General features: G+C 72.4%; 23 protein-coding genes and 1 pseudogene. 10 read left to right on the top strand and 14 right to left on the bottom strand.

What is annotated here, in order from left to right; translation table 11 throughout:
• Position 1: 1 nt before the first annotated feature.
• Together AB0K03_RS36485 and AB0K03_RS36490 are read right to left on the bottom strand one after the other, a co-directional pair.
• Positions 2-337 (bottom strand): hypothetical protein, encoded by a 336-nt coding sequence (locus tag AB0K03_RS36485; RefSeq protein WP_364695119.1) that lies wholly within the window; start codon positions 335-337, stop codon positions 2-4.
• 27 nt (positions 338-364) lie between these two features.
• The gene (locus AB0K03_RS36490) at positions 365-655 is read right to left on the bottom strand and encodes a hypothetical protein (protein WP_364695122.1); all 291 of its coding nucleotides are present in this window, start codon (positions 653-655) and stop codon (positions 365-367) included.
• An 80-nt stretch (positions 656-735) separates the two neighbouring features.
• Between AB0K03_RS36490 and AB0K03_RS36495 the strand changes: the two genes are divergently transcribed.
• On the top strand, positions 736-1,581 hold the full coding sequence (locus AB0K03_RS36495) for a metallophosphoesterase (protein WP_364695125.1): 846 nt from the start codon (positions 736-738) through the stop codon (positions 1,579-1,581).
• Here the strand turns inward: AB0K03_RS36495 and AB0K03_RS36500 are convergent.
• A pseudogene (locus tag AB0K03_RS36500) lies at positions 1,562-2,516 on the bottom strand (helix-turn-helix domain-containing protein). The gene AB0K03_RS36495 and the pseudogene AB0K03_RS36500 sit on opposite strands and share 20 nt — an antisense overlap.
• Before the next feature lie 141 nt (positions 2,517-2,657).
• On the opposite strand from AB0K03_RS36500, the gene AB0K03_RS36505 reads away from it, so the two are divergent.
• Complete coding sequence (locus tag AB0K03_RS36505; protein WP_364695128.1) at positions 2,658-2,789, top strand: hypothetical protein; 132 nt, start codon at positions 2,658-2,660, stop codon at positions 2,787-2,789.
• A 64-nt stretch (positions 2,790-2,853) separates the two neighbouring features.
• Here AB0K03_RS36505 and AB0K03_RS36510 read toward each other — a convergent pair whose 3' ends face one another.
• Positions 2,854-3,690 carry a hypothetical protein gene (locus AB0K03_RS36510; protein ID WP_364695131.1) on the bottom strand — a complete coding sequence of 279 codons (837 nt, stop codon included), beginning with the start codon at positions 3,688-3,690 and terminating at the stop codon, positions 2,854-2,856.
• 341 nt (positions 3,691-4,031) lie between these two features.
• Here AB0K03_RS36510 and AB0K03_RS36515 point away from each other — a divergent pair, with 341 nt between their 5' ends.
• From AB0K03_RS36515 to AB0K03_RS36525, 3 genes are all read left to right on the top strand, one after another.
• The gene (locus AB0K03_RS36515) at positions 4,032-4,823 is read left to right on the top strand and encodes an MEDS domain-containing protein (protein ID WP_364695134.1); all 792 of its coding nucleotides are present in this window, start codon (positions 4,032-4,034) and stop codon (positions 4,821-4,823) included.
• The gene (locus AB0K03_RS36520) at positions 4,820-5,776 is read left to right on the top strand and encodes a sensor histidine kinase (protein ID WP_364695137.1); all 957 of its coding nucleotides are present in this window, start codon (positions 4,820-4,822) and stop codon (positions 5,774-5,776) included. The genes AB0K03_RS36515 and AB0K03_RS36520 overlap by 4 nt, the downstream gene beginning before the upstream one ends.
• 81 nt (positions 5,777-5,857) lie before the next feature.
• Positions 5,858-7,087: a GTP-binding protein gene (locus tag AB0K03_RS36525; protein WP_364695140.1), complete on the top strand. Its 1,230-nt coding sequence runs from the start codon at positions 5,858-5,860 to the stop codon at positions 7,085-7,087.
• Between the two features lie 93 nt (positions 7,088-7,180).
• On the opposite strand, the gene AB0K03_RS36530 is transcribed toward AB0K03_RS36525, so the two are convergent.
• On the bottom strand, positions 7,181-8,059 hold the full coding sequence (locus AB0K03_RS36530) for an aldo/keto reductase family oxidoreductase (RefSeq protein ID WP_364695143.1): 879 nt from the start codon (positions 8,057-8,059) through the stop codon (positions 7,181-7,183).
• 137 nt (positions 8,060-8,196) lie between these two features.
• On the opposite strand from AB0K03_RS36530, the gene AB0K03_RS36535 reads away from it, so the two are divergent.
• The 4 genes from AB0K03_RS36535 to AB0K03_RS36550 all read left to right on the top strand — a co-directional run bounded on the left by AB0K03_RS36535 (position 8,197) and on the right by AB0K03_RS36550 (position 10,539).
• The gene (locus tag AB0K03_RS36535) at positions 8,197-9,075 is read left to right on the top strand and encodes a helix-turn-helix transcriptional regulator (protein WP_364695146.1); all 879 of its coding nucleotides are present in this window, start codon (positions 8,197-8,199) and stop codon (positions 9,073-9,075) included.
• 22 nt (positions 9,076-9,097) lie between these two features.
• Positions 9,098-9,304: a hypothetical protein gene (locus AB0K03_RS36540; RefSeq protein WP_364695149.1), complete on the top strand. Its 207-nt coding sequence runs from the start codon at positions 9,098-9,100 to the stop codon at positions 9,302-9,304.
• A gap of 146 nt (positions 9,305-9,450) precedes the next feature.
• Positions 9,451-10,203 carry a rod shape-determining protein gene (locus AB0K03_RS36545; protein WP_364695152.1) on the top strand — a complete coding sequence of 251 codons (753 nt, stop codon included), beginning with the start codon at positions 9,451-9,453 and terminating at the stop codon, positions 10,201-10,203.
• A 69-nt stretch (positions 10,204-10,272) separates the two neighbouring features.
• Positions 10,273-10,539 carry a potassium transporter TrkA gene (locus AB0K03_RS36550; protein WP_364695155.1) on the top strand — a complete coding sequence of 89 codons (267 nt, stop codon included), beginning with the start codon at positions 10,273-10,275 and terminating at the stop codon, positions 10,537-10,539.
• A 51-nt stretch (positions 10,540-10,590) separates the two neighbouring features.
• Here AB0K03_RS36550 and AB0K03_RS36555 read toward each other — a convergent pair whose 3' ends face one another.
• Genes AB0K03_RS36555 through AB0K03_RS36575 form a run of 5 tightly spaced genes read right to left on the bottom strand, consistent with a single transcriptional unit; the run spans position 10,591 to position 15,670 of the window.
• Positions 10,591-11,106 carry a hypothetical protein gene (locus tag AB0K03_RS36555; protein WP_364695158.1) on the bottom strand — a complete coding sequence of 172 codons (516 nt, stop codon included), beginning with the start codon at positions 11,104-11,106 and terminating at the stop codon, positions 10,591-10,593.
• On the bottom strand, positions 11,096-12,109 hold the full coding sequence (yjfF, locus tag AB0K03_RS36560) for a galactofuranose ABC transporter, permease protein YjfF (protein WP_364695161.1): 1,014 nt from the start codon (positions 12,107-12,109) through the stop codon (positions 11,096-11,098). The genes AB0K03_RS36555 and yjfF overlap by 11 nt, the downstream gene beginning before the upstream one ends.
• Complete coding sequence (locus AB0K03_RS36565) at positions 12,106-13,116, bottom strand: ABC transporter permease (protein ID WP_364695164.1); 1,011 nt, start codon at positions 13,114-13,116, stop codon at positions 12,106-12,108. Before AB0K03_RS36565 ends, yjfF begins: the two co-directional genes overlap by 4 nt.
• A complete protein-coding gene (locus AB0K03_RS36570; RefSeq protein ID WP_364695167.1) occupies positions 13,113-14,627 on the bottom strand; it encodes a sugar ABC transporter ATP-binding protein in 1,515 nt (504 codons plus the stop codon). The genes AB0K03_RS36565 and AB0K03_RS36570 overlap by 4 nt, the downstream gene beginning before the upstream one ends.
• Positions 14,628-14,686: 59 nt before the next feature.
• Positions 14,687-15,670, bottom strand: a complete 984-nt coding sequence (locus tag AB0K03_RS36575; protein ID WP_364695170.1) for an ABC transporter substrate-binding protein — start codon at positions 15,668-15,670, stop codon at positions 14,687-14,689.
• A gap of 285 nt (positions 15,671-15,955) precedes the next feature.
• Between AB0K03_RS36575 and AB0K03_RS36580 the strand changes: the two genes are divergently transcribed.
• Positions 15,956-16,957 (top strand): LacI family DNA-binding transcriptional regulator, encoded by a 1,002-nt coding sequence (locus AB0K03_RS36580; RefSeq protein WP_364695256.1) that lies wholly within the window; start codon positions 15,956-15,958, stop codon positions 16,955-16,957.
• A gap of 13 nt (positions 16,958-16,970) precedes the next feature.
• Here AB0K03_RS36580 and AB0K03_RS36585 read toward each other — a convergent pair whose 3' ends face one another.
• The 4 genes from AB0K03_RS36585 to AB0K03_RS36600 all read right to left on the bottom strand — a co-directional run bounded on the left by AB0K03_RS36585 (position 16,971) and on the right by AB0K03_RS36600 (position 24,836).
• Positions 16,971-17,924 carry an AbfB domain-containing protein gene (locus AB0K03_RS36585; RefSeq protein WP_364695173.1) on the bottom strand — a complete coding sequence of 318 codons (954 nt, stop codon included), beginning with the start codon at positions 17,922-17,924 and terminating at the stop codon, positions 16,971-16,973.
• Between the two features lie 189 nt (positions 17,925-18,113).
• A complete protein-coding gene (locus AB0K03_RS36590; RefSeq protein WP_364695176.1) occupies positions 18,114-19,199 on the bottom strand; it encodes a lytic polysaccharide monooxygenase in 1,086 nt (361 codons plus the stop codon).
• A 28-nt stretch (positions 19,200-19,227) separates the two neighbouring features.
• Positions 19,228-22,140 (bottom strand): glycoside hydrolase family 48 protein, encoded by a 2,913-nt coding sequence (locus tag AB0K03_RS36595; RefSeq protein ID WP_364695179.1) that lies wholly within the window; start codon positions 22,138-22,140, stop codon positions 19,228-19,230.
• A gap of 11 nt (positions 22,141-22,151) precedes the next feature.
• Positions 22,152-24,836 (bottom strand): cellulose binding domain-containing protein, encoded by a 2,685-nt coding sequence (locus AB0K03_RS36600; protein WP_364695182.1) that lies wholly within the window; start codon positions 24,834-24,836, stop codon positions 22,152-22,154.
• Positions 24,837-24,923: the final 87 nt, after the last annotated feature.

The raw sequence follows: 24,923 nt of genomic DNA on the forward strand, positions 1-24,923 counted from the left end.
CTCAGTCCTTCCGGGCGGAGGGACGCGCGACGAGCGGGTACGACTCGTCGACCTTCGCGGCGCTCTCCCGGTCGGTCTCGCGGTAGTTCTTCGCGGCCCGGCCCAGCTCCAGCCGGCTCTTCTCCAGCAGGTCGTGCAGGTGGGTGAGCATGGCGTCCACCTTGGCCTTGACCCCGCCGTGCTCGTAGTACAGCGGGTTGATGACGCCGCCCTCACTGAACGCGATGTCGCCGACGTTGCCGCCGAAGTACGTCTTGCAGTCCGCCGCGTGGTCGCGGGCCCGCGCGGCCTGCGCGGAATAGCCCTCGAGCGCCGCCGGCTCGACCTTGAACGTCATGTCTCCCCCGTGTTTCTCGATGCCGGATCAGCCGAGGAGCGCGTTGCCCCCGAGCATGAGCACGCCGCCCACGGCCACCAGGCCCAGCCCGATGCCGACCCGGCGGCCCGCCACGTCCGGGTCCGCGCCGGCCATGCCGCGGACGCCGTACCAGAGCGCGACGAGGTTCACCGGGATGCCCACGGCGAGCAGGGCGATGACCGTCTTGCCCACCGCTCCCTGGCTGAGCAGCAGGGAGAGCATCAGGGGCGGGGCGATGCCGAAGATCAGCACTGCCACGCCGCCGTACCAGCGCAGGGCCCGGGTCGGGTCCGACATACACACACCTCCGTCGCCCCGGCATAGTAACCATCGGCCGGTGACCGCAGGGGGCGCCGGCGCATCGACAGGAGGCGCCGGTGACGGGGACCCTGTACGCGGTCAGCGACCTGCACGTCGCGTACGCGGAGAACCGCCGGCTGGTCGAGGGCCTGCGCCCGGCGTCACCGCAGGACTGGCTGATCGTCGCGGGTGACGTCGCGGAGGTGTTCGGTCACGTCGAGGCGACGCTGCGGCTGCTGCGGTCCCGCTTCGCCGAGGTGATCTGGGCGCCGGGCAATCACGAGTTGTGGACCCACCCCAAGGATCCGGTCCAGGCGCGCGGCGTGGCGCGCTACGAACGCCTCGTGGAGATGTGCCGGGAGATCGGCGTCCGCACCCCGGAGGACGAGTACGCCGTCTGGCGCGGCGCGGGCGGCCCGGTGGTGATCGCCCCGCTGTTCCTGCTGTACGACTACACGTTCCGCGCGCCGGGCACCTCCACGACGCAGGAGTCGCTGGCGTACGCGTACCGCACGGGTGTGGTCTGCACCGACGAGGAGTTGCTGCATCCGGACCCGTACCCGGATCGGGAATCGTGGTGCCGCGCCCGGGTGGCGGCGACCGAGCGGCGTCTCGCCGCGCTGGATCCGGCACTGCCGACCGTGCTGGTGACGCACTGGCCGCTGCACCGGCACCCGACCGAGGTGCTGTGGTATCCCGAGTTCGCGCAGTGGTGCGGCACCGAGCTGACCGCGGACTGGCATCTGCGCTTCCGGGCGGCCGCCGCCGTGTACGGCCACCTGCACATCCCGCGGGTGACCTGGCAGGACGGCGTACGGTTCCACGAGGTGTCGCTGGGTTACCCGCGCGAGTGGGGCCGGCGCGCCGCCGACCCGGTGCTGCTCAACCGGGTGCTGGACGCGGTCACGCCACCCGGTTCCTGAACATCGCCCGGTACGCCTGCGGTGTGGTGCTCAGCCGCTGTCCGAAGTGGTGGCGCAGGGTCGCGGCGCTGCCAAAGCCGGCGCGGACGGCGATCGCGTCGATGCCGAGGCCGGAGTCCTCGAGGAGCCGCCGGGCCAGCAGGACCCGCTGGTTGGTCAGCCAGTCGTGCGGGGTCGCGCCGGTCTCGGCGCGGAACCGCCGGGCGAACGTGCGCGGGGACATGCGCGCCTGCGCGGCCATGGTCTCGACGGTGTGCGGCCGGTCCAGGGGTCTCCATGACCGCCGTCAGCACCGGCTGCAGCGTCTCGCACTCGATGGGCTGCAGCGGCGTCTCGATGAACTGCGCCTGCCCGCCGTCGCGGTGCGGCGGCACCACCATGCGGCGCGCGATCTGGGTGGCCACCGCGGAGCCCTGCTCGGCGCGGATGAGGTGCAGCCCGCAGTCGACGGCGGCGGAGGTGCCGGCGCTGGTCAGGATCGTGCCGTCGGCGACGTAGAGGACGTCCGGGTCGACCTTCGCGGTGGGGAACCGCTCGGCGAGCCGGTCGGTGTGCCGCCAGTGGGTGGTGCACCGGCGGCCGTCGAGCAGCCCGGCCGCGCCGAGAACGAACGCGCCGGTGCAGACGCTCATCACCCACGCGCCGCGGGCGTGGGCGCGGCGCAGCACCTCGAGGACCTCCTCCGGAGGGTCCTCGTCGCTGTCGTTCGGGACGACGGCGACCAGGTCGGCCTCCTCGGCCGGCGCCAGGTCGTAGCCGGGCGTCAGCGAGAAACCGGCATGGGTACGGACGGGACGCCCGCCCACGGTGCACACGGAGAACTCGTACGCCGGGAGCCCTTCGTCGGTGCGGTCGTAGCCGAACAGCTCGCACAGCACACCGAGCTCGAAGACGGCCACGGGCGGGAGCGCGATGACGGCGACCTTGCTCAGCATGCGGCCAGCGTACGGCGAGTTGGCAGGATTTTGAAGATGTATGGCATCACTGCCACTGTCGGCGCCCCCGGCCGCGGGCGAGACTGGTGTCATCCCCGGTGCGCACCGGCTCTCGTTTCGCCGGACAGGGATGTGACCACCATGGCACTCGGACTGCTGCTCTTCCTCCTGCTGATCGTGCTCGTCCCGGCCCTCGGGCTGGGTGCGGACTCACGCGACAGCGCCGACTGGAAACCCACGACGGACGGCGTACGCGCCGGTGGCCGCGGGTGATCCCGGACAGCGCGACGGCGCGGCCCCCGCCCGGGGACCGCGCCGCACCCTCCCCGACGGCCCGTCAGTCGTTCGCGTGGGAGCCCGCGTTGCCGGCCGCGCCGGCGTCACCGGCCTGCTCGTCGTCGGCACCCGCGCCCGCGTCCTGGCCCTTGCCCGCGTCCTGGCCGGCGCCGGCGTCCTCGCCGTTGCCCGCCTGGTCGCCCGCACCGGCGTCGCCCGCCCCGGCGTCACCGGCGGCAGCGGCAGCCTTCGCGTCGGCGAGCGTCAGGCACGCGGTCAGCAGCCCTTCGCGTGCGGTGACCACCGCGGCGTCGAGGTCCTCCGCGCCCTGCCCGTTGGCCTGGCCCTGCCCGTTCGCCTGGCCCTTGCCGTTCGCCTGGCCCTTGCCGTTGGCCTGGCCCTTGCCGTTGGCCTGTGCCTGGCCCATCTTCTTCGCGTACTTCTTGGCGATGGCCTTCTTCGCCTTCTTGGACTTCGCCTTCGCCGCCTTCTCGGCACCCTTGCCCTGACCTGCGCCCGCGGCGTCGCCCGCGCCCGCGGCATCGCCCTGGCCGGCGGCCTCGGCGTCGGCGGCGGCCTGGTCGATCGCGAACTGGTCGCAGGACGTCTCGAGCGCCTGCGCCGACGCGGCGGCGGCCTCCGCGGCCCCGGCCTGCTGCTCCGGCTGCAACTTCTCGCCGTCGCAGACGACGTCCCCGGCGTTGATCTCCAACTTCTCGCACCCGGCGATGTTGAAGTCCTGGCCGTCGACCACCACGATCTCCGCGGGCGGGGCCTGCTCCCCCGCGGAGGCCAGCTGCAGGCCGGTGATGCCGCCCGCCACCAGCACCCCGGCGAAGACCACGGCGCCGATCGCCTTGCGATTGACGCCGGTACCTCGTCGCTGACGCAGTCTCATCACCACTCCTCGTCGTCGGACCTCGATGTCTTGTCGGGAGTCGATACGCAGTCCGGCCACGGCACGGTTCACCGGGTATGCGAATTTCCCCGGTTCAATTTCCGGCCGACTTTTTCAGCGACCGGTCGCTGTTCACCCGCTCGGACGGGTTGTCGGCCGCGTGGAAGGTGGTCCGCCCGTACTCGAGAACCGGCCCCGGCTGCACCGCTACGCCGAGGGATCCTGGGGCCCGGCGGCCGCCCGCAAGCCGGCCGGGCCGGACGGCTGGCTGCTCGGAGATTGACCCCCGGGGGCCACACCGGCCGCTGCAGCCGCCACAGACTGCAGCCTATAGTCGGGTGGTGGGCACGAGCGGGACGACCAGCGCCGATGCGCGACAGCCGTACGGTCACGCCTGCCTGACCTACGACCACCCGGCCCGCTTCCAGACGGCGGCCCGTGACTTCCTCGCCGCCGGGCTCGCCGCGGGCGAGCAGGTCTGGTATCTGGCACCCGAGGCTCCGCGCGGCTGGGACTTCGCTCCGCGGGTCGTCGCGCTCGGCGACCAGTATCCGGCCGGCAGCGTCATCGACCCGGACGCGGGGCTGGCGGCGTACGCGCGGGCGACCGAGCGGGCGGTCGCCGACGGGTTCACCGGCCTGCGCGTCGCGGCCGACGTGACGACGCTGCTGGTCACGCCCACCCAGGTGGATGCCTTCGCGCGCTACGAGATCAAGGTCGACCGCTACATCCGGACCCACCCCTTCGCGGCGCTGTGCGCGTTCGACCGGACCCGGATGGGCGACGAGGCCGTCGATCAGCTCGCGTGCCTGCACCCGGAGTCCGAGGCGCCGTTCCATCTGTTCGCGCCGCGCCCGGGCCGCGGCGACGCGGCGCTGTCCGGTGAGATCGACGAGACCACCCGGCCGGCGTTCCTGCAGGCGCTGCGACGGGCCGAGCTGCGGCCCGGCCGCGACGAGCTCGTCCTCGACGGGGAGGAGCTCGCGTTCATCGACCACAACTCGCTGCTGCACCTGGACGCCCAGGCCCGCGAGCTCGGCACGACGGCGGTGCTGCGCACGGCGCTGCCGGCCGCCGCCCGCCTCGCCGGCCTGCTGGAGCTCACGTCGCTGCGCGTCGAGGCCGTGCGATGAGAACAGGCGCAGCCGCCGGGCACACCGGCTACTTCCACGCCGCGGTGCAGTACGCGTCCGACGAGGAGCTGCTGGCCGTCACCGTGCCGTTCCTGCTCGGCGGCGTCGCGGCCGGCGAACCCACGTTCGTGTCGTTCGGCGAGCGCACGGCGGATCTGGTCCGCTCCGCGCTCCCCCGGGATTCCGGCGTGCAGTTCCTGACCGGCGGCGACGTGTACGCCCGCCCCACCGCCGCGATCCGCTCCTACCGGAACCTGCTCGCCGAGCAGGTGGCCGCCGGGGCGGGACAGATCCGGATCATCGGCGAGATGCCGGTCAGCGCGTTCGGCAGCACGTGGGACTGGTGGGCGCGGTACGAGTCGGCCATCAACCACGCGTACGACGACTTCCCGCTATGGAGCATGTGCGCGTACGACGCCCGCATCACCCCCGCGGCGGTGCTGGCCGACGTGGCCAGCACCCACCCGAGGTACGCGCTGCCCGACGGCACGCACGTCGACAGCGCCGCGTACGCCGATCCCCGCACCTACCTGGCCGAGGACCGCCCGCCGATCCCCGACCCGCTCCAGGCCGGCCCGGCGACGGTGGAACTGGTCGGCCCCACGCCCGGGCAGGCCCGGCACGCCGTGCACACGGCCGACCGCGGGCAACTGCCGGCGGCGGACGTGGACGACCTGGTGGTCGCGGTGAGCGAGACGGTCACGAACGCCCTCCGGTACGGCGCGCCGCCGGTGGTCCTGCGCGTCTGGAGCGGCGCCGACCGCATCGTGGTGACCGTGACCGACCGCGGGCCCGGCCCGAAGGACCCGTACGCGGGCCTGCTGCCGGCCCGCGACAACGCCGCCGGCGGCCGCGGCCTGTGGATCACCCATCAGTCGTGCAACCACGTCGCGGCCTGCGGCGACGACGACGGATGGACGATCCGCATGATCGCCGGCAACACCGCCGCCTGACCCGCTTCCCCGGTCCATCCTCCGGGGCATTCGCCTGCCCGGCGACTTTACAATGAAAATCGTTTCCAACAAGATGAGGGCATGAGCGCCCGTACCGTCACCGCCACGCCGCGCGTCACCGTCCTCGCCGGCTTCTCCGCGCCCGCCACCGACGCGGTCGCGCGCAGCCTGCTGATCACCGACCCCGCGCTGCTGCTCGTCCGCCACGACATCAGCCGGCTGCGCGAGGGCGTGGTCCGCCGGACCGTACGCACCCGAAGCACGATCCTCGAGGACGAACTCGTCCACCTCGTGCACGGCTGCGCCGCCTGCACGCTGCGCGAGGACGTGCTGCCGACCCTCGTACGGCTGGCGCGCACCCGGCCGCACAGCGACATCGTCCTGGCCCTGCCCCCGGCCGTGGAACCCGAGGCGCTCGCCACGGCGTGCGCCCAGTGCGCGGTCGACGGCGCTCCGGTCACCGAGGCGGTGCGCTTCGACTCGTACGTGACCGTGGTCGAGGCGTCCGCGTTCCTCGCCGACCTCACGACCACCGACGACCTGCGCCACCGCGACCTGCACGCCGCCGACGAGGACCACCGCTGCGTCGCCGACGTCCTCGCCCGCCAGATCGAGTACGCCGACACCCTCGTCGTCTGGGGCCGCCCCGACCCGACCGGCGTCGAGGAAGCCGTCCTGCACCGCCTCGTCCCCTGGGCCGCTCACGTCCGCGTCGGCGACACCGCGACGGTCGACTGCACCGCGCTCGCCGCGCAGCTGCGGCGTACCGGACGGCACGACCCCGCCAAGCCCGGCGTCCTGGCCCGCGCCCTCGAGGGACGAACGATCGGCGTCGACGAGCCGGCCGGCGAGCACGGCGTCACCGCGCTGGTCTTCCGGGCCCGTCGTCCCTTCCACCCGCAGCGCCTGCACGCCGCGCTGGACGGCCTGACCGGCGACACCCTGCGCGGGCGCGGCCAGCTGTGGCTGGCCACCCGCCCGGACCTGGCCGTCGCCTGGGAGTCCGCGGGCGGCGGCATCGGCCTGGGCAGCCTCGGCCCCTGGCTCGCCGCGATGTCACCGGCCGACCGGGACCGCACCGGCGACCTGCGCCGCCTCGCCGCCGACCTGGACTGGGACCCGTACTACGGCGACCGGCGTACGGTCCTGGCCTTCATCGGCCTCGCCCTCGACGGCCCGGACCTGACCCGGCGGCTGACCGGCTGCCTGCTCACCGACGCCGAGCTGGCGGACGGCGAGGCTGCCTGGGCCGGCATGCCGGATCCCTTCGCCGGCTTCTTCCCGGCGCACCCCGGCCAGGACCAGCCGTGAGAACGGACTCAGCCCGGCTCGATCTCGACGGCGACCGGGCCGGCTCAACGGGCGAAGCCGGCAGCTGCACGACCTTCCGGCATGGCAGCGAGTCTACGAACGCGGGACGCTCCCGATGGCGTCGAGTTCGGCCACCACGTCCGCGGGCAGGTGCAGGCCGGCGCCGGCCACGTTCTCGTGCAGGTGGGCCACCGAGGACGTGCCGGGGATCAGCAGGATGTTCGGGGAGCGCTGCAGCAGCCACGCGAGCGCCACCGCCAGCGGGGTGGCGTCGAGGCGCTTCGCCACCGTGTGCAGGGTCTCCGACTGCAGCGGCGAGAAGCCGCCGAGCGGGAAGTACGGCACGTACGCGATGCCCTGCCGCGCGGTGAGCTCGACCAGGGCGTCGTCCTCTCGGCGGGCGACGTTGTAGAGGTTCTGCACGCAGACGACGGGGGCGATGCGCTGCGCCTCGGCGAGCTGGTCGGCGTCGACCGTGCTGAGGCCGAGATGCCGGATCAGGCCCTGCTGCTGCAGCTCCGCGAGCGCCTCGAACTGGGCGGCGATCGAGCCGGGCTCGGGGCCCTCGGCGGCGCCCATGCGCAGGTTGACCACGTCGAGCGTGTCCAAGCCGAGGCGGCGCAGGTTGGCGTGCACCTGCGCGCGCAGCTCGGCGGGCGTACGGGCGTGCGGCCAGCCGCCGTTCTCGTCGCGCCGGGCGCCGACCTTGGTGACGATGTGCAGGTCGTCCGGGTACGGCGCGAGCGCCTCGCGGATGATCTCGTTGGTGACGTACGGGCCGTAGAAGTCGGCGGTGTCGATGTGGTTGATGCCGAGGCCGACGGCGGCGCGCAGGACGGCGATCGCGGCGTCGCGGTCCTTCGGCGGCCCGAAGACGCCCGGTCCGGCGAGCTGCATCGCGCCGTAGCCGACGCGGGTGAGCCCGAGGTCGCCGACGCGGTAGGTGCCGCCGGGAAGGTCGTGGGATGCCATGGTGTCCTCTCCGCTCGCGGCGTGTTCCGGCGAGCTGATCCCACGGTGCCCCGGCCGCACGCGGGCAGGCAGGGCCCCGCTCATCCTGGGGCCGGCAGGACCAGGTTGCGGGGTGCTGCCCGCCGTACGATGGGATCATGGCCAGGCCGAACGCGCTGGGTGAGTATCTGCGCGCCCGCCGCGAGCTGGTGAACCCGGCCGACGCGGGCCTGCGGGTGGTGGGCGTCCGGCGGACGCCCGGCCTGCGCCGCGAGGAGGTGGCGACGCTGGCCGGCATCAGCGCCGACTACTACCTGCGGCTGGAGCAGGGCCGGGACCGCAACCCGTCGCCGCAGGTCCTGGAGGCGCTGGCCCGGGTCTTCGGCCTCGACGCGACCGCCACGCAGTATCTGCTGAGCCTGTCCACGAGCCGGCCGGCCGCGCCGCGGCGTACCCGCCGGGAAGTGGTGCCGACGGGGATCCGCCAGCTCCTGGACGCCCTGAACCTCCCGGCGTTCGTGGAGAGCCGCATCTTCGACGTGCTCGCCGCCAACCGGCTGGCGACGGTCCTGTCCCCCAGCATCCGCCCGGGCAGCAACCGGCTGCGCTCGGTCTTCCTCGACGAGGACGTCCGGGACGAGATCCCCGACTGGGAGCAGGCGATCGGCGGCATGGTGGCCTCGTTCCGGGCCTCGATCGGCACGGACGCCGACGATCCCCGCACCGCCCAGCTCGTCGGCGAACTGTCGCTGGCCAGCGAACCGTTCCGGCGCCTCTGGGCCCGCCACGACGTCAGACCCCTCACGGGCGCGCCGATGCGACTGCTGCACCCGCAGGTCGGCATGCTGCACCTGCGCCGCGAGAAGCTGCCGATCGGGGATTCGGGCGGCCAGCTGCTGGTGATCTACCACGCGGAGCCGGGCTCCGAGAGCGCCCGCGCCCTGTCACTGCTCGGTTCCCTCGCCGCCACGGACCCCGGGCAGCGGCTGCCGGATCCCTCGGCCGACCGGCCGACGGACGCTCGTGGCCGGGGATGATTCCGGCGGCTATGGTGGCCGCATGCAGGATGGGCGCGGCACCGGCGGCGTCGGTCGGCGGTCTCCGCTCCCGATGCTCGCCTTGCTGACCGTGCTGATGATCGCGGTGAGCACCGGCCGCGCGATCGGTCTCTGCATCGTGTTCCGGCTGACGAGGCGCGCCGTTCCCGGATGCGTCCCGGCATGGTCGGCGGACCGGGCCCCGCCGCGGCGCGCTGCCGCCGCCTGAAGCCGTCCGCCCGGCAGCGTCCGTAGCCGACGCTGCCCGAGGTCCGGGAGCACCATGCCCACCTTCTGTGATTCCTGCTGCCCTGCCACGCTCACCGTCCGCTGCCGGCCCGTGCCGTCGCCGTCCGCTCCGCGGGGGTGGTGAGCATGCTCGCCGCCGGGGCGTACGCCCGCTGTCGCGTACGGACCTGCCTCGCCCTCGACCTGGGATCCTCGACCGTACGGCTGTGGAGCCCGGCATTGGGCGCCGTGGTCAGCGAACCCGCCGTGCTGGCCCGTCCGCGCACCGGACGGCACCTCACCGGACAGTCGGCGCTGGACGCGTACGCCGTTGCCGGCACCCCGCTGACGTGGCCCGTCCGCGACGGCGTCGTGCGTGACTTCTTCGCCTGCGTCCATCTCGTACGCCTGCTGACGGCCGGCATCGCGCTGCCGGACCCGACCGGTCCGGTGCTCGTCGGCGTACCCGCCACCGCGACCCTCCGGCAACGCAATGTGCTGGTCTCCGCGGTACGCCGTGCCGTCGGCGGCCGCGTCACCGCGGTGGAGGAGCCGCTCGCGGCCGCCCTCGCCTGCCGGCCCGGCCCGCGCGGCGGTGACCTCGTCGCGGTCGACATCGGGTCCGGGCGGACGGAGGTGGCCCGCATCGCCGACGGCAGTGTCGCCGCGGCCGAGCGGGTCGGCGACAACCCGGTCGACCCGATTCCGGCGATCGCCGAGAGCGTGCGCCGCCTGGGCGGCCGCGCCGACCGCCGGCGCCGCCTGCTGCTCACCGGCGGCGGGGCGGCAGCGCCGGGCCTGGCAGCCCGGCTGGCCGCGCTGACCGGCCGATCCGTCACCGTGCCCACCGATCCGGCGATGGCCACCCTCACCGGTCTGCGGTTGCTGCTGACCGGCTGACACGTCCGGTCGTCCCCGCCCGCCCGGGGCTACCCGCCCCGGCCCTCGCCCACCTCGCCTGGAGTAGTCATGAACGTCGAATGCACGCCGCTGCCCGGCATCGGAACCTGCCGGACCTTCACCACCGCCGCCGGATACCGGGTCGGCGTGGTCACCCACCACGCCGGCGGCCGGCGAGAGCTCGTCCACGGCCCCGGCGACGACCCCGACGCCGGCTGCAGCCTCACCCTCAACCGGGCCGAGGCGGTCGCGCTGGCCGGCCTGCTCGGCATCCTCGATGTCATCGACGTCGCCGTCACCTGCGGTCCGGACGGCGCGACCCGGCCGGCGCGCTGAGCCCCACCGCCCCGCCGTTCCGCCCGCGCGGGGACCGGCGGGGCGGAAACCTCACGAGAAGCGCCACAGACGGTCGGGGGCCGTGCCGTCGCCGGTCTCCACGACCCGTTGGGCACGGGTGAGGCTGAGCACCCGGCCGGTCTCGGCGTTCTGGATGCGGAAGGCGCCGCCGGTGCCGTATCGCAGCCGCCACAGCTGCCCGAACATCGCCCCGGACGCCGCGTTGCGCAGCTGGAAGCAGCCGTTGACCCGGTAGTCGGCCTCCCATCGGCAGTCCGGGCCGCCGAGGCGTACGCCGGTCGCCGCGTGCTCGATGCCGCGCCGGCCGTCCGGCACGAACCACCAGGCCTGCGTACGGGGACCGGCGTCGCCCAGCAGCCGGCCGGTGCCGACCTCGCGCAGCTGCTGGGTGCCGTCGCCCATGTCGTCCGGGTGCCACGGGCCGCAGACCGTGTCGTCCGGCGACCATCGCCAGGTCAGCGCGTCGCCGTGGGCGCAGACGTCGCGCAGCACGAGGACCGCGCCGGTGCCCGCGTTCACGAGCCGGAACACCATCTCAGCGGGCACGTCTCGTGACGAGGCGCTGCAGGACGATGAAGCCGAACAGCAGGACGCCGATGACGATCTTCGTCCACCAGGAGCTGAGCGTGCCCTGGAACGTGATGATGGTCTGGATGAGGCCGAGCAGCAGCACGCCGAGCACCGTGCCGAACAGGTAGCCGGAGCCGCCGGTGAGCAGCACGCCGCCGATCACCACCGCCGCGATCGCGTCCAGCTCCATGCCCTGCGCGTGCAGGCTGTAGCCGGAGAGCATGTAGAAGCTCAGCAGCACCCCGCCCAGCGAGGAGCAGAAGCCGCTGACCGTGTAGACCGCGATCCGCGTACGCCCCACCGGCAGGCCCATGAGCAGCGCGGAGTCGGCGTTGCCGCCGATCGCGTAGACCGTCCGCCCGAAGCGGGTGTACGCCAGCACGTACGCCGCGACCAGCACCACCACCAGCGCGATCACCACGCTCGTGGAGATGAAGATGCCGGGCGCGAACCGGATCCGCTTCTGGGCCATCGCGGTCCAGAACGGGTCGGTGATCGGGATCGAGTTGCGGTTGATCAGCAGCGACAGCCCGCGGGCGAGGAACATGCCGGCGAGCGTGGCGATGAACGGCTCCACCTTGAAGTAGTGGATGACCGCGCCCATGCCGAGGCCGAGCACCGTACCCATCAGCAGCACGAGCGGCAGCACCACCGCGGCGGGCCATCCGGCGTCGAGCAGCGTCGCCGCCACCACCGTGGTCAGCGCGACCACCGCGCCGACCGACAGGTCGATGCCCCCGGTCAGGATGACGAACGTCATGCCGGCCGCGACCACCAGCAGGAACGCGTTGTCCACGAAGACGTTGAGCAGGACCTGGGTGTCGGAGAAGTTGTCGTAGTTGGCCACGCCGGTGCCGTACATGCCCACGAGCAGGGCGAGCGTGACGAGCACGGGCACGTGCCGCCGGTCCGCCCAGCGGCGGCGGCGCGCCGCCGGGACGGTCCCGGCGGTCGTCGGTGGGGCGCTGACGTCGATCATGCGGAGGCTCCTGCGGTACGGCGGCGGAGGACGACGGCGCGGAACGCGGCGGACTGGCTCAGGCAGAGCACGACGACCACGACCGCCTTGAACAGCAGGGTGGTCTCCGCCGGGATGCCGATCGTGTACGTGGTGATGTCGAGCGCCGAGATCAGCACCGCCCCCAGCACGCTGCCGGCCAGCGAGAAGCGGCCCCCGGTGAGCGCGGTGCCGCCGATGACGACGGCGAGGATGGCGTCGAGCTCGATGAGGTTGCCGGCCGCGTTGCTGTCGGCGCTGGCCACGTTGGAGCTGAAGATGAGGCCGGCCACCGCGGCGCACACGGCCGTGAAGACGTACGCCATGATCGTCAGTCCCCGGGCCCGGATGCCGGCGAGCCGGCTCGCGGTGGGGCTGGCGCCGACGGCCTCGACCAGCACGCCCAGCGCGGACCGCCGGGTCAGCAGCGCCGCGATCGCCACGACCACCGCGACGATGAGCACCGAGACGGGCAGCCCCAGGAAGTAGCCGGCGCCGATGACCCGGAACGGCGGCGACGAGACGTTGATGATCTGCCCGCTGGTGAGCAGCTGGGCGATGCCGCGCCCGGCGACCATGAGGATCAGCGTCGCGATGATGGGCTGGATGCCGATCACCGAGACCAGCACGCCGTTCCAGAGCCCGAGCACCACGGCCAGCCCGATGGCGGCGGCGACGGCCAGCAGCACGCCGCCGACGCTGTCCTGGTTCGGCAGGTCGCCGATCATGAGGCAGGCGACCGCCCCGGCGATGGCCATGACCGAGCCGACCGACAGGTCGATGCCGCCGGTGGCGATGACCACCGTCATGCCGAGCGCGACGAGCACGAGCGGGGTGCTGGAGCGCAGCACGTCGATCAGGGAGCCGTACAGGTGGCCGTCGTGGACGGTGATCGAGAAGAACCGGGGTGCGAAGAAGACGTTGCTGACCAGCAGCACGACGAGGACGGCGGCGGGCCAGAAGAGGCGGTGGCGGGTCAGGGCGGTCATGCGGTGGCTCCGCTCGCGATGGTCTGCATGATGCGGTCGGCGTCGACGCCGGCGGTGTTCTCGATCTCCTCGACGAGACGCCGGTCGCGCAGCACCTCGATCTTGTTGCTGAGCCGCAGCACCTCCTCGAGCTCGGCGCTGACGAAGAGCACGGCCATGCCGCCGCCGGCCAGCTCGACGAGGAGCTTCTGGATCTCGGCCTTCGCGCCGACGTCGATGCCGCGGGTGGGCTCGTCGACGATGAGCAGCTTCGGCTCCGTTATCAGCCAGCGGGCGAGCAGCACCTTCTGCTGGTTGCCGCCGCTGAGGTTGCGCACGGGTGTCTCGGGGTCGGCCGGGCGGATGTCGAGCGCCTTGACGTACTTGGCGACGAGCTCGTCCTGGCGCCGGCGCGGGATCGGCCGGGACCAGCCGCGCGCGGCCTGCAGGGCGAGCACGATGTTCTCCCGGACGCTCAGGTCGCCGATGACGCCCTCGGTGCGCCGGTTCTCCGACGAGAACGCTATGCCGTGGCGCATGGCCGTACGCGGAGCCCGCAGCGTGACCGGCTCCCCGCCGACCTCCAGGTGCCCGCTGTCGGCGCGGTCGGCGCCGTAGAGCAGCCGCGCCACCTCCGTACGCCCGGAGCCCAGCAGCCCGGCGAGCCCGACGATCTCGCCGGCGCGGATCGTGAGGTCGAAGGGCTGCACGGCGCCCTTGCGCCCGAGCCCATGCGCGGCGATCACGGGCTCGCCGGGGGCCGTGGCGGTACGCGCCTCGTCGTCGAGCCGGTCGAGGACGGTCAGCTCCTTGCCGATCATCTTGGTGACGAGCTGCATCTGCGGCAGCTCGGCGGTGCGGTACTCGCCGATGAGGCGGCCGTTGCGCAGCACGGTCATCCGGTCGGCGATCTCGTAGACCTGGTCGAGGAAGTGCGAGACGAACAGGATGGCGACGCCGTCGCTCTTGAGCCGCCGGATCACCTCGAACAGCCGCTCCACCTCCGACGCGTCGAGGCTGGACGTGGGCTCGTCCAGGATCAAGACCTTCGCTGAGATGTCGACGGCGCGGGCGATCGCGACCATCTGCTGAATCGCCAGAGAGTAGGAGGACAGCGGCGCCGCCACGTCGAGGTCGAGGTCGAGGCCGGCCAGCAGCGCGGCGGCCCGGCGGCGCATCTCGCCCCACCGGACGCGGCCCAGCCGCCGTGGTTCGCGGCCGATGAAGATGTTCTCCGCCACCGAGAGGTTGGTGCAGAGGTTGACCTCCTGGTAGACGGTGCTGACCCCGGCCTGCTGGGCCTGCAGCGGACCGGCGAAGTGCACCGGTTCCCCGGCGAGGCGGACCTCGCCGCCGTCGATGCCGTACACGCCGGTGAGGACCTTGATGAGGGTCGACTTACCGGCGCCGTTCTCGCCCATGAGGGCGTGCACCTCGCCGGGGAACATCCGGAAGTCCACGCCGTCGAGCGCGACGACGCCGGGGAAGGTCTTGCGGATCCCGGTCATCTCCAGGACGGTCCGCTCGGTCATGGGTGGTGCCCTTCTGCGCAGGGCCCCGCCCCGCAGGTGCCGGGGCGGGGCCGCGGCGGTCAGTACTTGCGCTCCGGCAGGGCGGCCTTGGCCTGTTCCTGGGTGAAGGTGGTCTCCTCGGTGAGCACCCGCTGGGGCACCTGCTCGCCGGCCTTGACCTTCTTCGCCAGGTCCATCAGCTGTGGGCCGAGCAGCGGGCTGCACTCCACGATGTAGTTGATCTTGCCTTCGGACAGGGCGGTCATGCCGTCCTTCACCGCGTCCACCGTGATGATCTTGATGTCGGTGCCGGGCTTCTTGCCGGCCGCCTCGATCGCCTCGATGGCACCCAGGCCCATGTCGTCGTTGTGCGCGTACAGCACGTCGATGTCGGGGTACGTCTTCAGGAAGGCCTCCATGACCTCCTTGCCGTCCGTACGCGTGAACTGCCCGGTCTGCGACGCGATCACCTTGAACTTCGGGTCGGCCTTGATGACCTCGGCGAAGCCGGCCTTGCGGTCGTTGGCCGGCGCGGCGCCGGGGGTGCCCTGCAGCTCGACGATGTTCACCGGGTCGTTCTTGCCCTGGTACTCCTTGACCAGCCACTCCCCCGCCTTCTTGCCCTCGAGCACGAAGTCGGAGCCGATGAAGGTCTTGTAGAGCGAGGTGTCCTGGGAGTCGACCGCGCGGTCGGTGAGGATCACCGGGATGTTCGCGTCCTTGGCCTCCTTGAGCACGGTGTCCCAGCCGGACTCGACGACGGGCGAGAACGCGATCACGTCGACGCGCTGGGCGATGAACGAGCGGATCGCCTTGATCTGGTTCTCCTGCTTGCCCTGGGCGTCGGAGAACTTCAGGTCGATGCCCTGCTGCGCGGCCGACTCCTGGATGGACTTGGTGTTGGCCGTACGCCAGCCGCTCTCGGCGCCGACCTGGGAGAACCCGAGCGTGATCTTGTCGCCGCCCGAGCCGGACCCGGAGCCGGCGTCGCCGCCGCCGCAGCCGGTCACCCCGGCGGTGACCAGCGCGCCGGCGAGCAGCGCGGCGAACCATTTCCTGCGCATGACGTCCTCCACACAGTGTTGTTAGCGTTCACAATTTGGATCTCGGAAAGTGCCGGTCGTGGACGGAAGAGGGGGGCAGCCGGCCCGGGGGTGCGCAAGATCGACACTCGACGCGCCTCCGCGCCAACCAAGGGCTTCAATGCAGTGGCGTGCACCACACGGTGCGTTTCAGGAGTGTTACCGTTCTCAAACGCGACGTCAAGGGGTAACCGCGGATCTACACTGTGATCGGTCAAGCGAGATCGACAGGGGGGCCGCGTGCCATCGAAGAAGCGGGTCACGGTCATGCGCGACGTCGCCAAACTCGCCGGGGTCTCCCACCAGACCGTCTCGCGGGTTCTCAACGAGCACCCGAACGTCAAGCAGGAGACGCGCACGCGGGTGCTCGAGGCGATGCAGTCGCTGAACTACCGCCGCAACCTGGCGGCGCGGACGCTGGTCACCCGGCAGTCGCACACGCTCGGGCTGATCGGCTTCGAGACCACGCTGTTCGGCCCGGCGTCCATGCTGTACGGCATCGAGGACGCCGCCCGCGCCGCCGGCTACCTCGTCAGCATCGCCACGGTGCGCAACCTCGAGCGCCGCGAGGTCCTCGACGCGGTCGACCGGCTCTCCCAGCACGCGGTCGACGGCATCATCGCGATCGCCCCGAAGCCGGCGGTCACCAACGGGCTGCTGCAGGCGCCGGGTGGTCTCTACTGCGTGGCGGTCGGCGGGGCCGGCGAGACCGACGCGGTGCCGACCGTACGCGTCGACAACGCCGCCGGCGCGCGCCTGGCCACGCAGCACCTGCTCGAGCTCGGCCACCGTACGGTGCACCACGTCGGCGGCCCGCACGACTGGCCCGAGGCCCAGGAACGCGTCATGGGCTGGCGCGACAGCCTGTACCGGGCCGGCGCGGTGGTGCCGCCCGTCGCCTTCGACTCGTGGACCGCCGAGTGGGGCTACCGGCACGGCCAGGAGCTCGCCCGCGACCCCGAGGTCACCGCGGTGTTCTGCGCCAACGACCGGATCGCGCTCGGCGTGCTGCGCGCCCTGCACGAGGCGGGCCGCTCGGTCCCGCACGACGTGAGCGTCGTGGGCTTCGACGACATGCCGGACTCGGGCTACTTCCTGCCCCCGCTGACCACGGTCCGCCAGGACTTCGCCGAGCTCGGACGGCGCAGCCTCACGCTGCTGCTGGAGCACATGGCCGACACCGACACCGACGAGCCCGAGGCCCCGGCGCACATCGTGGTCTCACCGGAGCTGGTCGTCCGCGGCAGCACCGCCCCGCCGCCACGCTGAGCGGCGGGGGACGCTACAGCGGCGGCCGTACGGTGAAGGCCAGCGGCCATCCACCCAGGCCGAGGCGCCACCGGCGCAGCGACAGGTAGCGGTCCGGGTGGCTCTGCGAGCGCAGCAGCACCGTGTTCGCGCGCCGGCCCGCCTCGGGGCAGAACGTCGCGTCCGCCGCGTACCGGGCCGTGCCGTCGCGGGGCTCCAGCCGGATCCCGCCGTCGCGGTGGCGCAGGAACGAGCCGGGGTAGTTGACCGACTCGAACGAGACGCACCCCGAGCCGGCCAGGCCGGCGCGCACCGTGAAGGTGGCGTCGGCGCGGTCCAGCGACGAACTGGTCGCGGCGATGCGGTCGATGCGGGCGCGGAAGTCGCGGTGGCGGACCCGGTATCCGGTCAGGCCGGCCGGCTCGAGGCCGACGGCGCGACCGATCGTGAAAGGCCCGCGCCGCTCCGGCGCCGGGGTCCTGGTGGGCCGCGGGTGCGCCGCCGGCTTCGAGGTCGGCTTCGCGGCCGGCACGGACGCCGAAGCGCGCCCGGAGGCGGAAGGAGGCGCGGCGGAGCCGGATGCCGACCCGGCGGGGTGCGCGGCGAGGGACCGGCCGGCGGGACCGGCGGATGCCGAGACCGAGGCCGAGGCCGACGGCTGGGCCAGGGGCGGCGCGGGGAGAGTGGGGACGACCGGCAGCGCCACGAAACGCGGCGGCGCGGGCTGGGGGGTGTGGGCGGCGCGATAGGCCGACAGGCCGGTGACGACCAGGACGGCGGTGGCGGCACAGGTCACGATGACGCCCAGGTGGGTGCGGCGGCCGGGCAGTGGGCCCCCGGCCAGGTCGCCGGGAGCCGGCACCGCGGCGCTGGCGGCCGCGAGGAAGGCGTCGGGCAGCGGGGTGGAACCGCCGGCGCTGTGCCGGTACGGCGGTACCCAGCCGCCCACGCGCAGCTCGGCGGTGCGGGACTGATCCTCTGTGGACATGCACTTCCGTTCCGTGGCGGCGGAGCATGACGTGCGAAAGACGCGCAAAGCGCCGCAGCCATATTCGTGGCAAAGGTCACGGAACGCAAGAGGCAAGTGACGCGCGAGGAGGCCCGGGACGCGGGGATGGAACCACGTCCCGGGCCGGCTCTCGGCGCCGCCCCGCTCCTCACGGCGAGGCGGCGCCTGTCACGGTGAGGTGCAGGAGAGGTTGTTCACCGTGGTGGGCGCGGTGCCCGTACCGGTGAAGCCGAACGTGGTGGAGCCGTTCGCGGCGACCGTCCCGTTCCACGACTCGTTCTTGACCGTCGCATTGGAACCGGAGCCGGTGTACTTGCCGCTCCAGAGCTGGCTCACCGACTGCCCGCCGGGGAACGTCCAGGACACCGTCCAGCCGTTCACCGCGGAGGTGCCGGCGTGGACCATGACCTCGCCCTGGAAGCCGCCGCCCCAGCTGCCGGTGGTCGAGTACATCGCCGTGCAGCCTCCGTTGCCCGAAGGCGGCGGGGTGGTCGGGTCGGTCGGCGGCGGGGTGGTCGGGTCGGTCGGCGGCGGCTGGGTGGTGCCGTCGCCGACGCCGGTGACCTGGCCGTTGCCGCCGTCGAAGACCACGTCGGAGCAGCCGTAGAACGTCTCCGTGCTGTCCGAGCGCGACCACACCGAGTAGATCAGGTGCCGGCCGCTCTTGCCGGACGGCAGGTTCGCCGTCCACGAGTAGCGCCCGTCCTCGGTGCCCGGGCCGCCCACCGAGGTCGGGTTGACGACCTGGCTGAACGGCGTGGACTCGAGGTCGCTCCAGGCCAGCGCCCGGGTCGGGCTCCAGCTGTCCTTGGTGATGTAGAGCGAGAACGTGCCCGGGTGCTTGGCCCAGTTGTTGTAGTCGAAGCGCATGCTCGCGCCCGACGTCAGGTGGGTCACCGGCCAGTCGTTGCGGGCAAGGTTGAATCCGGTGAAGTTGTACGGTCCGCCGGTGCCGCCGCTGCACAGCTCCCCGTTGGGGATGAACCCGGAGGTACGGCCGGCGCCGTCGGAACGCAGCACCGCGAACCAGTTGTACAGCGGCGTGGTGCCGCTCTGGGCCACTGCCGCGGCACAGGCCGGGTTCTTCGGCTGGATCGCTCCGTTGTTGGTGAGCCCGTCCTTCCAGCACAGGTACGTGCGGCTGCCGGGCGCCATCATCGCGCCGTGCGCCTGGGCGGGCGCCGACTGCAGGACCGCGACACCGGTCCCGGTGAGCAGCAGCACGGCGGCCGCCACCCATCTCGCCTTTCTCATCGTGTCTCCTTCGCTGTTGGCTGCGGGGTCAGCCGTTAGGGAACAGGCGGGCGTAGTCCGCGTAGCCGGTGGCCACGTCGACCTGGGCCCAGAAGCGGTGGTAGTTGAAGGTCGGCGCGGGGCCGCCGTCCAGGTACGCCTGCACCTTCGGCCAGTCCGGGTCCTTCTTGTAGAAGGAGCGAATGTCCACGAAGGACACGCCCGGCTTGATGACGTCGCCGTTGGGCATCTTGCCGCTCCAGCCCGGCGGGATGTAGATGCCCTGGCCGGTGGCCGGGTCGTAGACGTCGTCCATGCGGTTGTAGTCGGCGCGGGTCTCGGTCACCGACACGCCCTTGCTGTCCTTGTACGCCCAGATCGCGTCGAGCAGCCCCTTGGCCGCCGTCTTCGCCCGGGTGTTGCCGGACTTGGCCGCGTAGTACGTGAGCAGCTTGGCGAAGGAGCCGGCGACACCGAGGTCCTGGCCCTTGCTGGTGACCTCGACGTGCAGGCTGGTGTTGGCCGCCGGGCTCGACGGGTTCCAGGTGGCCGGCTTGCCGGTCCACGCCAGGTCCGACGGGATCGCGAAGCTGGTGGCGCCGATGGTGCTGTTGTCCAGCGCCCACGGGACCCACTTGTCGAGCACGGACTTCGCCTTGGTGTCACCGGTCAGGTAGTAGTACTCGGCGAGCCGCTCCAGCGACCAGGTCTGCATGCCGAACCAGCGGTTGGACGGCGGGTCGGCGTACACCGGCGCCTCGACGTAGGCCATGCCGTAGAACGTCGGGGTGCCCGCGGGCGGCGCCTGGTAGGAGCCGTCCCAGCTGTTCGTCGCGCCGCCGGCGATGCCGCCCTCGGACGACTGCAGCCACTGGTAGAACTCCAGCTGCCGGTTGAGGCTCGCCTGCCAGTCCGCCTTGGCGGTCGGCGACTTCGGCGCCAGCGCGCTCACGTTGCTCAGCACGTACGCGGCCATCGGGTTCTGGTAGCCGAAGTGGCTGGTGCTGGAGCCGATCCGCCAGGCCCAGCCGGCCTGCGTGTCGGTGGCCCCGCCCCAGGCGTAGTACCAGGACATGAGGTTGCTGGAGCTGCTCTTACCGGTGCCCGCGGGGCACGAGGTCGAGGTGCAGCCGGGGTTCTTGAAGTACTTGTCGTAGAAGGAGTAGCGCAGGTAGTCGCCCATCTTCGCGGCGTTCGCCACGGCGGTGGAGATCTGCGACGCCTTGCCCTGCTGGGTGGCCCAGGTGTACGCCCAGTACGCCGCCTGCACCGCGCGCGAGTCCGCGTCCGGGGCGTTGGTGTACTTCCACTGCTTGGCGTACGAGGCGTCCTTGGTGAACAGGTCCAGGTAGCCGTTGGGGCCGCCGAACTTGAACGTGTCGCAGGACGGCTGCGGCACGGTCTCGAACGTCGACTCCTGCGGGCCGCGCTGGAAGGTGTTGATGTACGTGACCCGCGAGGTCCCGTCACCGCAGTGGCCGAAGCCGTACGTGTTGTCCACGTCCAGCAGCCAGTGCATGCCGTAGATGTCGGAGGTGCCGTACGCGCTCTTCAGCTCGTTGGCCAGCGGGTCCTGGCCCACCGACACGCCGGACTCCAGCTGCGAGGGGTACTGCGAGGGCAGCGGGTGCTCGGCGGCGTACGTGGCCGGCTTCGACGGGTCGTACTTGTCGTTGGTGGGCTGGTCGGCGTGCGACGGGATGATGTACTTCTCCATCGTCTGCCACGCCGTGTTGAACGGCGTCCACTCGCCGGTGACCTGGCCGTGCTCGGCCTCCAGCCACAGCCAGTAGCTGAACGCCTCGCTGGTGGTCTCGTGGCCGTGGTCGGGCGCCTCGTCGATCAGCGTCTCGATCGAGTGGTACGGCACGCCCTCGGGGCTGAAGTAGCCGTTGGCCGGGTTCTTGATGTCGGTGTACAGCTGGGTGAACCGGCCGTCCGGGCTGCCCTCGGCGACCACCAGCGCGGTGACCGTCGCGGCGGTCAGGCCGGTGCCGGTGGCGCTGAAGGTGGCCTGGGTGTTCGCCGTCGCCGCGTCGGTGGCCGTCAGCGTGACCGTCTGCGCGGTGCTCCAGTTCGACGGCGTGAACGTCAGCGACGCGGGCGAGGCCGAGACGGTGGTGGCCCCGGCCGTCCGGGCGATCGAGACGGTGGTGTTCGCGGTGGGCGCCTTGGACAGCGACACCTTGAACGTGGCCGTCTTACCCGGCGACACGGTCACCGAGCTCGGGTCGACGACCACCGACGGGTCGGCGGAGGCGTCGACGAAGACGGGTACGTCGGCCGTGGAGCTCTTGACGCCGCTGGAGTCGTACGAGATCGCCTGCACGTGGTACGCCGCGGTCTGCGCCGGCACCCCGCTCCACGTGTAGCTGTACGGCGCGGCGGTGTCCGTGCTCAGCAGCAGCCCGTCGTGGTAGAACTCGACCTTGCTGACCGTACGGCCGCTCGCCGCGGTGGCCGTCGCGGCGATGGGGATCGAGGCCGGCGCGGTGTAGCGGGTGTTCGCCGCGGGGCTGGTGAGCGCCACGGTCGGCGCCGCCACGCTGCCGTTGCAGGCGGTGCCGTTGAGCGTGAACGCCGTCGGTACGGGGTTCGCCGACGTGAACGTGCCGTTGAAGCCCGTGCTCACGCTGGCGTTCGTGCCCAGGTTGCCGTTCCAGGCGGCGTTGTTCACGGTGACGTGCGCGCCGCTCTGGGCGTACGTGCCGCTCCAGCCCTGGGTCACGCGCTGCCCGGCGTCGGGGAAGTCGTACTCGAGGCGCCAGCTGGTGACCGGGTCACCGGTGTTGGTGATCGCGATGTCGCCGGTGAAGCCGCCGCTCCACTGGCTCGCGACCCGGTACACCACGGTGCAGCCGGCGGCGGCCTGCGCGGGTGGTGGGGCGGCGGTGATGACGAGGCCGGTGCCGAGGAGCGTGGCACCGCAGGCCGCGAGGGCCCTTCTAGCCTTTCGTCTCATGGGCTTCCTTCCTAGACGGACGGGCTGCAGGTGACGGGGGACGGAACGGGGTTGCTGCCGGTCCAGGTGCCGAGGAAGCCGAACGTGGTGCTGGCGTTCGGGGCCAGGGCGCCGTTCCAGCCGGCGTCGCGGACGGTGACGCCGGTGCCGGTCTGCGTGCCGGTGCCGCCCCACGCCTGCGCGAGGGTCTGCCCGGCGGTGAAGGTCCAGCCGACCGACCAGCCCTTGGTGGCGGTCGCGCCGGTGTTCCTGACGGTCACCTCGGCCTGGAAGCCGCCGCTCCAGGACCCGGTGATCCGGTACGCCGCCGAGCACCCGGCCGAGGACGGCGGCGGGTTCGACGGGCTCGGGTCGGACGGCGGCGGGTTGGACGGGGTGGGGTTCGACGGCGTCGGGTTGGACGGGGTCGGGTTCGACGGCGTCGGGGTGCTGCTGCCGCCCTGCCGGTCCGCGTAGAGGATGCCGCGGCCGTTGGTGCCGAGGTAGACGCGGCCGTACACCCGCGGGTCGCCGGCGAGCGCGTCGCCCGCGTTGCCGTACTGGTGGGCGTCGTCGTTGATGCGGACCCAGGCTGCGCCGGCGTTGTCGGAACGGAAGACACCGGTGCCGCCGTCGACCGTGCCGACCAGGAACACCGCCGGGTACGCGGCCCCCGGCGCCGCCTTGCCGAAGGCCACGTTGATGCCGGACGTCACGGTGCTCACCGCGGTGAAGCTCGCCCCGAAGTTCGTGGAGTGCAGCAGGCCGGACGCCCCCGCGAGCCACACGTCGCCCGCCTTGCCGGGCACGGCGTGGAAGCGCACCGTTCCCGACGCCGGCACGGTGGCGGCTGACGCGGTGAAGGTGGCCCCGCCGTCGCGGCTGACGTAGAACTTGCCGGCCGCGTACCCGTAGAAGGTCTTGGCGTCCGCGCGGTCGGACTCGACCGTGGCGCCGGCGGGGATGCCGGTGGACCGGGTCCAGGAGCTGCCCCGGGTGGTCGAGTAGTGCACGTCGGCGCCGGCCGGGGCCCAGACGAAGGTTCCGGCGTCGGCGGAGACCGCGATGGTGCCGCCGCCGGTCACGCCGGACGGTTCCTGGCCCTGGTACCACGTCTTGCCGCCGTCGGTGGAGACGCCGATGTGCGGGGCGGTGTCCGCGTTGCCGACCCGGGCGAAGACGGACGGGGTGGCCTCGGCGAAGTCGAGGCTGGTGTTGCTGCTCAGGCTCGGCGTGTCGTGGAAGCTCGCCGGCACCGCGTCGAGGTCGGCGTGGTGGAAGCCGCCGATGTCGCCGAGCGCGCTGACCAGCGGGGCGCCGGACGGCGGGCTGGCCAGGTCGAGGACCGCGGTCTCCTCGAGCCCCTTGGCCATCGGCCGGATCGTGAAGGTGGTGTTGCGGTCCCAGTTGGTCAGCTGGGTGGTGCCGTACACAGTGGCGCCGGTGCCGTACAGCAGGCGGTTCGAGTCGAACGGGTCGATCTCCACCGACTCGTTCATCCAGCCGAGCTTCGGCGTGGCCTCCGGCGGCTGCGGGTTCGTGTTGAAGTCGAGCCAGGGGTTGGCGGAGATGTCCATCGTGTAGCGCTTGGACTGGCTCGGGTAGCTCGTGAAGTCCCAGATCCGCGTCCACGTCGCGCCGTTGTCGGTGCTGCGGAAGAAGATCGCGTCGGGCCACCAGGAGACCTGCGTGGCGACCATCAGGGTGCCGGGGTGCTGCCGGTCGACGGTCAGGCCGGAGTAGCCGAAGTACAGGTCACTGCCCGCGCTGAGCTTGACCGGGCTGACGTCGGTCCACTCCCCCGTCGCGGTGTCGAGCCGGTACACCTGACCCTTGCCGCCGTCGTACGGCCCGCCGGTGTCGCTGGTGGCGATGTACAGAGAGCCGGAGTCGACCACACCCTTGTGGGCGAGGTAGCCGGTGGGCTGGCCGGGGATCCGCGCCCAGGTGACCCCGCCGTCGGTGGAGCGGTAGACGGGGTTCTGCTTGTCGGCGACGCCGACGTAGACGTCACGCGTGTCGTCGTCGAAGGTCACCCAGGTCAGGCCCTGGTTCTGGCTGAGGTAGCCGTTGGTGTCCGACGGGTCCTGCACGTAGTCGCCGGCGTTCGGGAACGCGGTGACCTTGGCCCACGTGGCGCCGTAGTTCGTGCTGCGCCAGAGGCCGTTGCCGCCCTCCGCCGCGAAGTAGACGTTGCGGTTGTCGTGCGGGTCCACGGCGAGCCGCTCCCCCATGCCGCGGCCGGGCATGTTGCCACCGTTCTTGAACGGCAGCGTGGTGACCTGCCAGGTGGCGCCGCGGTCGCTGGAGCGCAGGATCGCGCCGTTGTTCGGGTCCCAGCTGTTGGTGTACATGCCGACGGCGGCGTACACGCGGTCGGCGTCGACGGGGTCCGCGGCGATGCTGAGCACGCCGTTGTAGCCCCAGTTGTTCTGACCAACCCAGTCCAGCAGCGGGATCCAGCTCTGACTCGCCTGGTTCCAGCGGTAGGCGCCGCCGATGTCGGTCCGGGCGTAGATCAGGTTCTTCTCGGCGCGGCTGAAGACGAGTCCGGGGACGAAGCCACCCCCGTCGATGCGGACGTTCTTCCAGGCGTACGTGTCGGCGGGGACGGCGGCGAGGGCGGGTGCGGGCCGGTGGGCGGCCTGGCCGACCAGCGCCGCCGCGCCGACGAGAGTCAGCGCGGCGGCGAGGGCGGCGAAGCGTGGGCGATGCAAGGGGCAATCCTCTCGGGGACGTCGGCGGCGCCCGGGGGCAGCGCCATCGACGGACGTCTCTCATGGGAGCGCTCCCATGACTGTCGG

The sequence above is a fragment of the Actinoplanes sp. NPDC049316 genome, assembly GCF_040677315.1.
Lineage (GTDB): Bacteria > Actinomycetota > Actinomycetes > Mycobacteriales > Micromonosporaceae > Actinoplanes.

Excerpts from the sequence above, each read along its gene's own strand:
- AB0K03_RS36595 (WP_364695179.1), bottom strand. The coding sequence starts at position 22,140 with ATGAGACGAAAGGCTAGAAGGGCCCTCGCGGCCTGCGGTGCCACGCTC.
- AB0K03_RS36535 (WP_364695146.1), top strand. The coding sequence starts at position 8,197 with ATGGCCAGGCCGAACGCGCTGGGTGAGTATCTGCGCGCCCGCCGCGAG.
- AB0K03_RS36550 (WP_364695155.1), top strand. The coding sequence starts at position 10,273 with ATGAACGTCGAATGCACGCCGCTGCCCGGCATCGGAACCTGCCGGACC.
- AB0K03_RS36585 (WP_364695173.1), bottom strand. The coding sequence starts at position 17,924 with ATGTCCACAGAGGATCAGTCCCGCACCGCCGAGCTGCGCGTGGGCGGC.
- AB0K03_RS36525 (WP_364695140.1), top strand. The coding sequence starts at position 5,858 with ATGAGCGCCCGTACCGTCACCGCCACGCCGCGCGTCACCGTCCTCGCC.
- AB0K03_RS36580 (WP_364695256.1), top strand. The coding sequence starts at position 15,956 with ATGCGCGACGTCGCCAAACTCGCCGGGGTCTCCCACCAGACCGTCTCG.
- AB0K03_RS36510 (WP_364695131.1), bottom strand. The coding sequence starts at position 3,690 with ATGAGACTGCGTCAGCGACGAGGTACCGGCGTCAATCGCAAGGCGATC.
- yjfF (WP_364695161.1), bottom strand. The coding sequence starts at position 12,109 with ATGATCGACGTCAGCGCCCCACCGACGACCGCCGGGACCGTCCCGGCG.
- AB0K03_RS36570 (WP_364695167.1), bottom strand. The coding sequence starts at position 14,627 with ATGACCGAGCGGACCGTCCTGGAGATGACCGGGATCCGCAAGACCTTC.
- AB0K03_RS36545 (WP_364695152.1), top strand. The coding sequence starts at position 9,451 with ATGCTCGCCGCCGGGGCGTACGCCCGCTGTCGCGTACGGACCTGCCTC.
- AB0K03_RS36575 (WP_364695170.1), bottom strand. The coding sequence starts at position 15,670 with ATGCGCAGGAAATGGTTCGCCGCGCTGCTCGCCGGCGCGCTGGTCACC.
- AB0K03_RS36565 (WP_364695164.1), bottom strand. The coding sequence starts at position 13,116 with ATGACCGCCCTGACCCGCCACCGCCTCTTCTGGCCCGCCGCCGTCCTC.
- AB0K03_RS36485 (WP_364695119.1), bottom strand. The coding sequence starts at position 337 with ATGACGTTCAAGGTCGAGCCGGCGGCGCTCGAGGGCTATTCCGCGCAG.
- AB0K03_RS36490 (WP_364695122.1), bottom strand. The coding sequence starts at position 655 with ATGTCGGACCCGACCCGGGCCCTGCGCTGGTACGGCGGCGTGGCAGTG.
- AB0K03_RS36530 (WP_364695143.1), bottom strand. The coding sequence starts at position 8,059 with ATGGCATCCCACGACCTTCCCGGCGGCACCTACCGCGTCGGCGACCTC.
- AB0K03_RS36590 (WP_364695176.1), bottom strand. The coding sequence starts at position 19,199 with ATGAGAAAGGCGAGATGGGTGGCGGCCGCCGTGCTGCTGCTCACCGGG.
- AB0K03_RS36505 (WP_364695128.1), top strand. The coding sequence starts at position 2,658 with ATGGCACTCGGACTGCTGCTCTTCCTCCTGCTGATCGTGCTCGTCCCG.
- AB0K03_RS36540 (WP_364695149.1), top strand. The coding sequence starts at position 9,098 with ATGCAGGATGGGCGCGGCACCGGCGGCGTCGGTCGGCGGTCTCCGCTC.
- AB0K03_RS36520 (WP_364695137.1), top strand. The coding sequence starts at position 4,820 with ATGAGAACAGGCGCAGCCGCCGGGCACACCGGCTACTTCCACGCCGCG.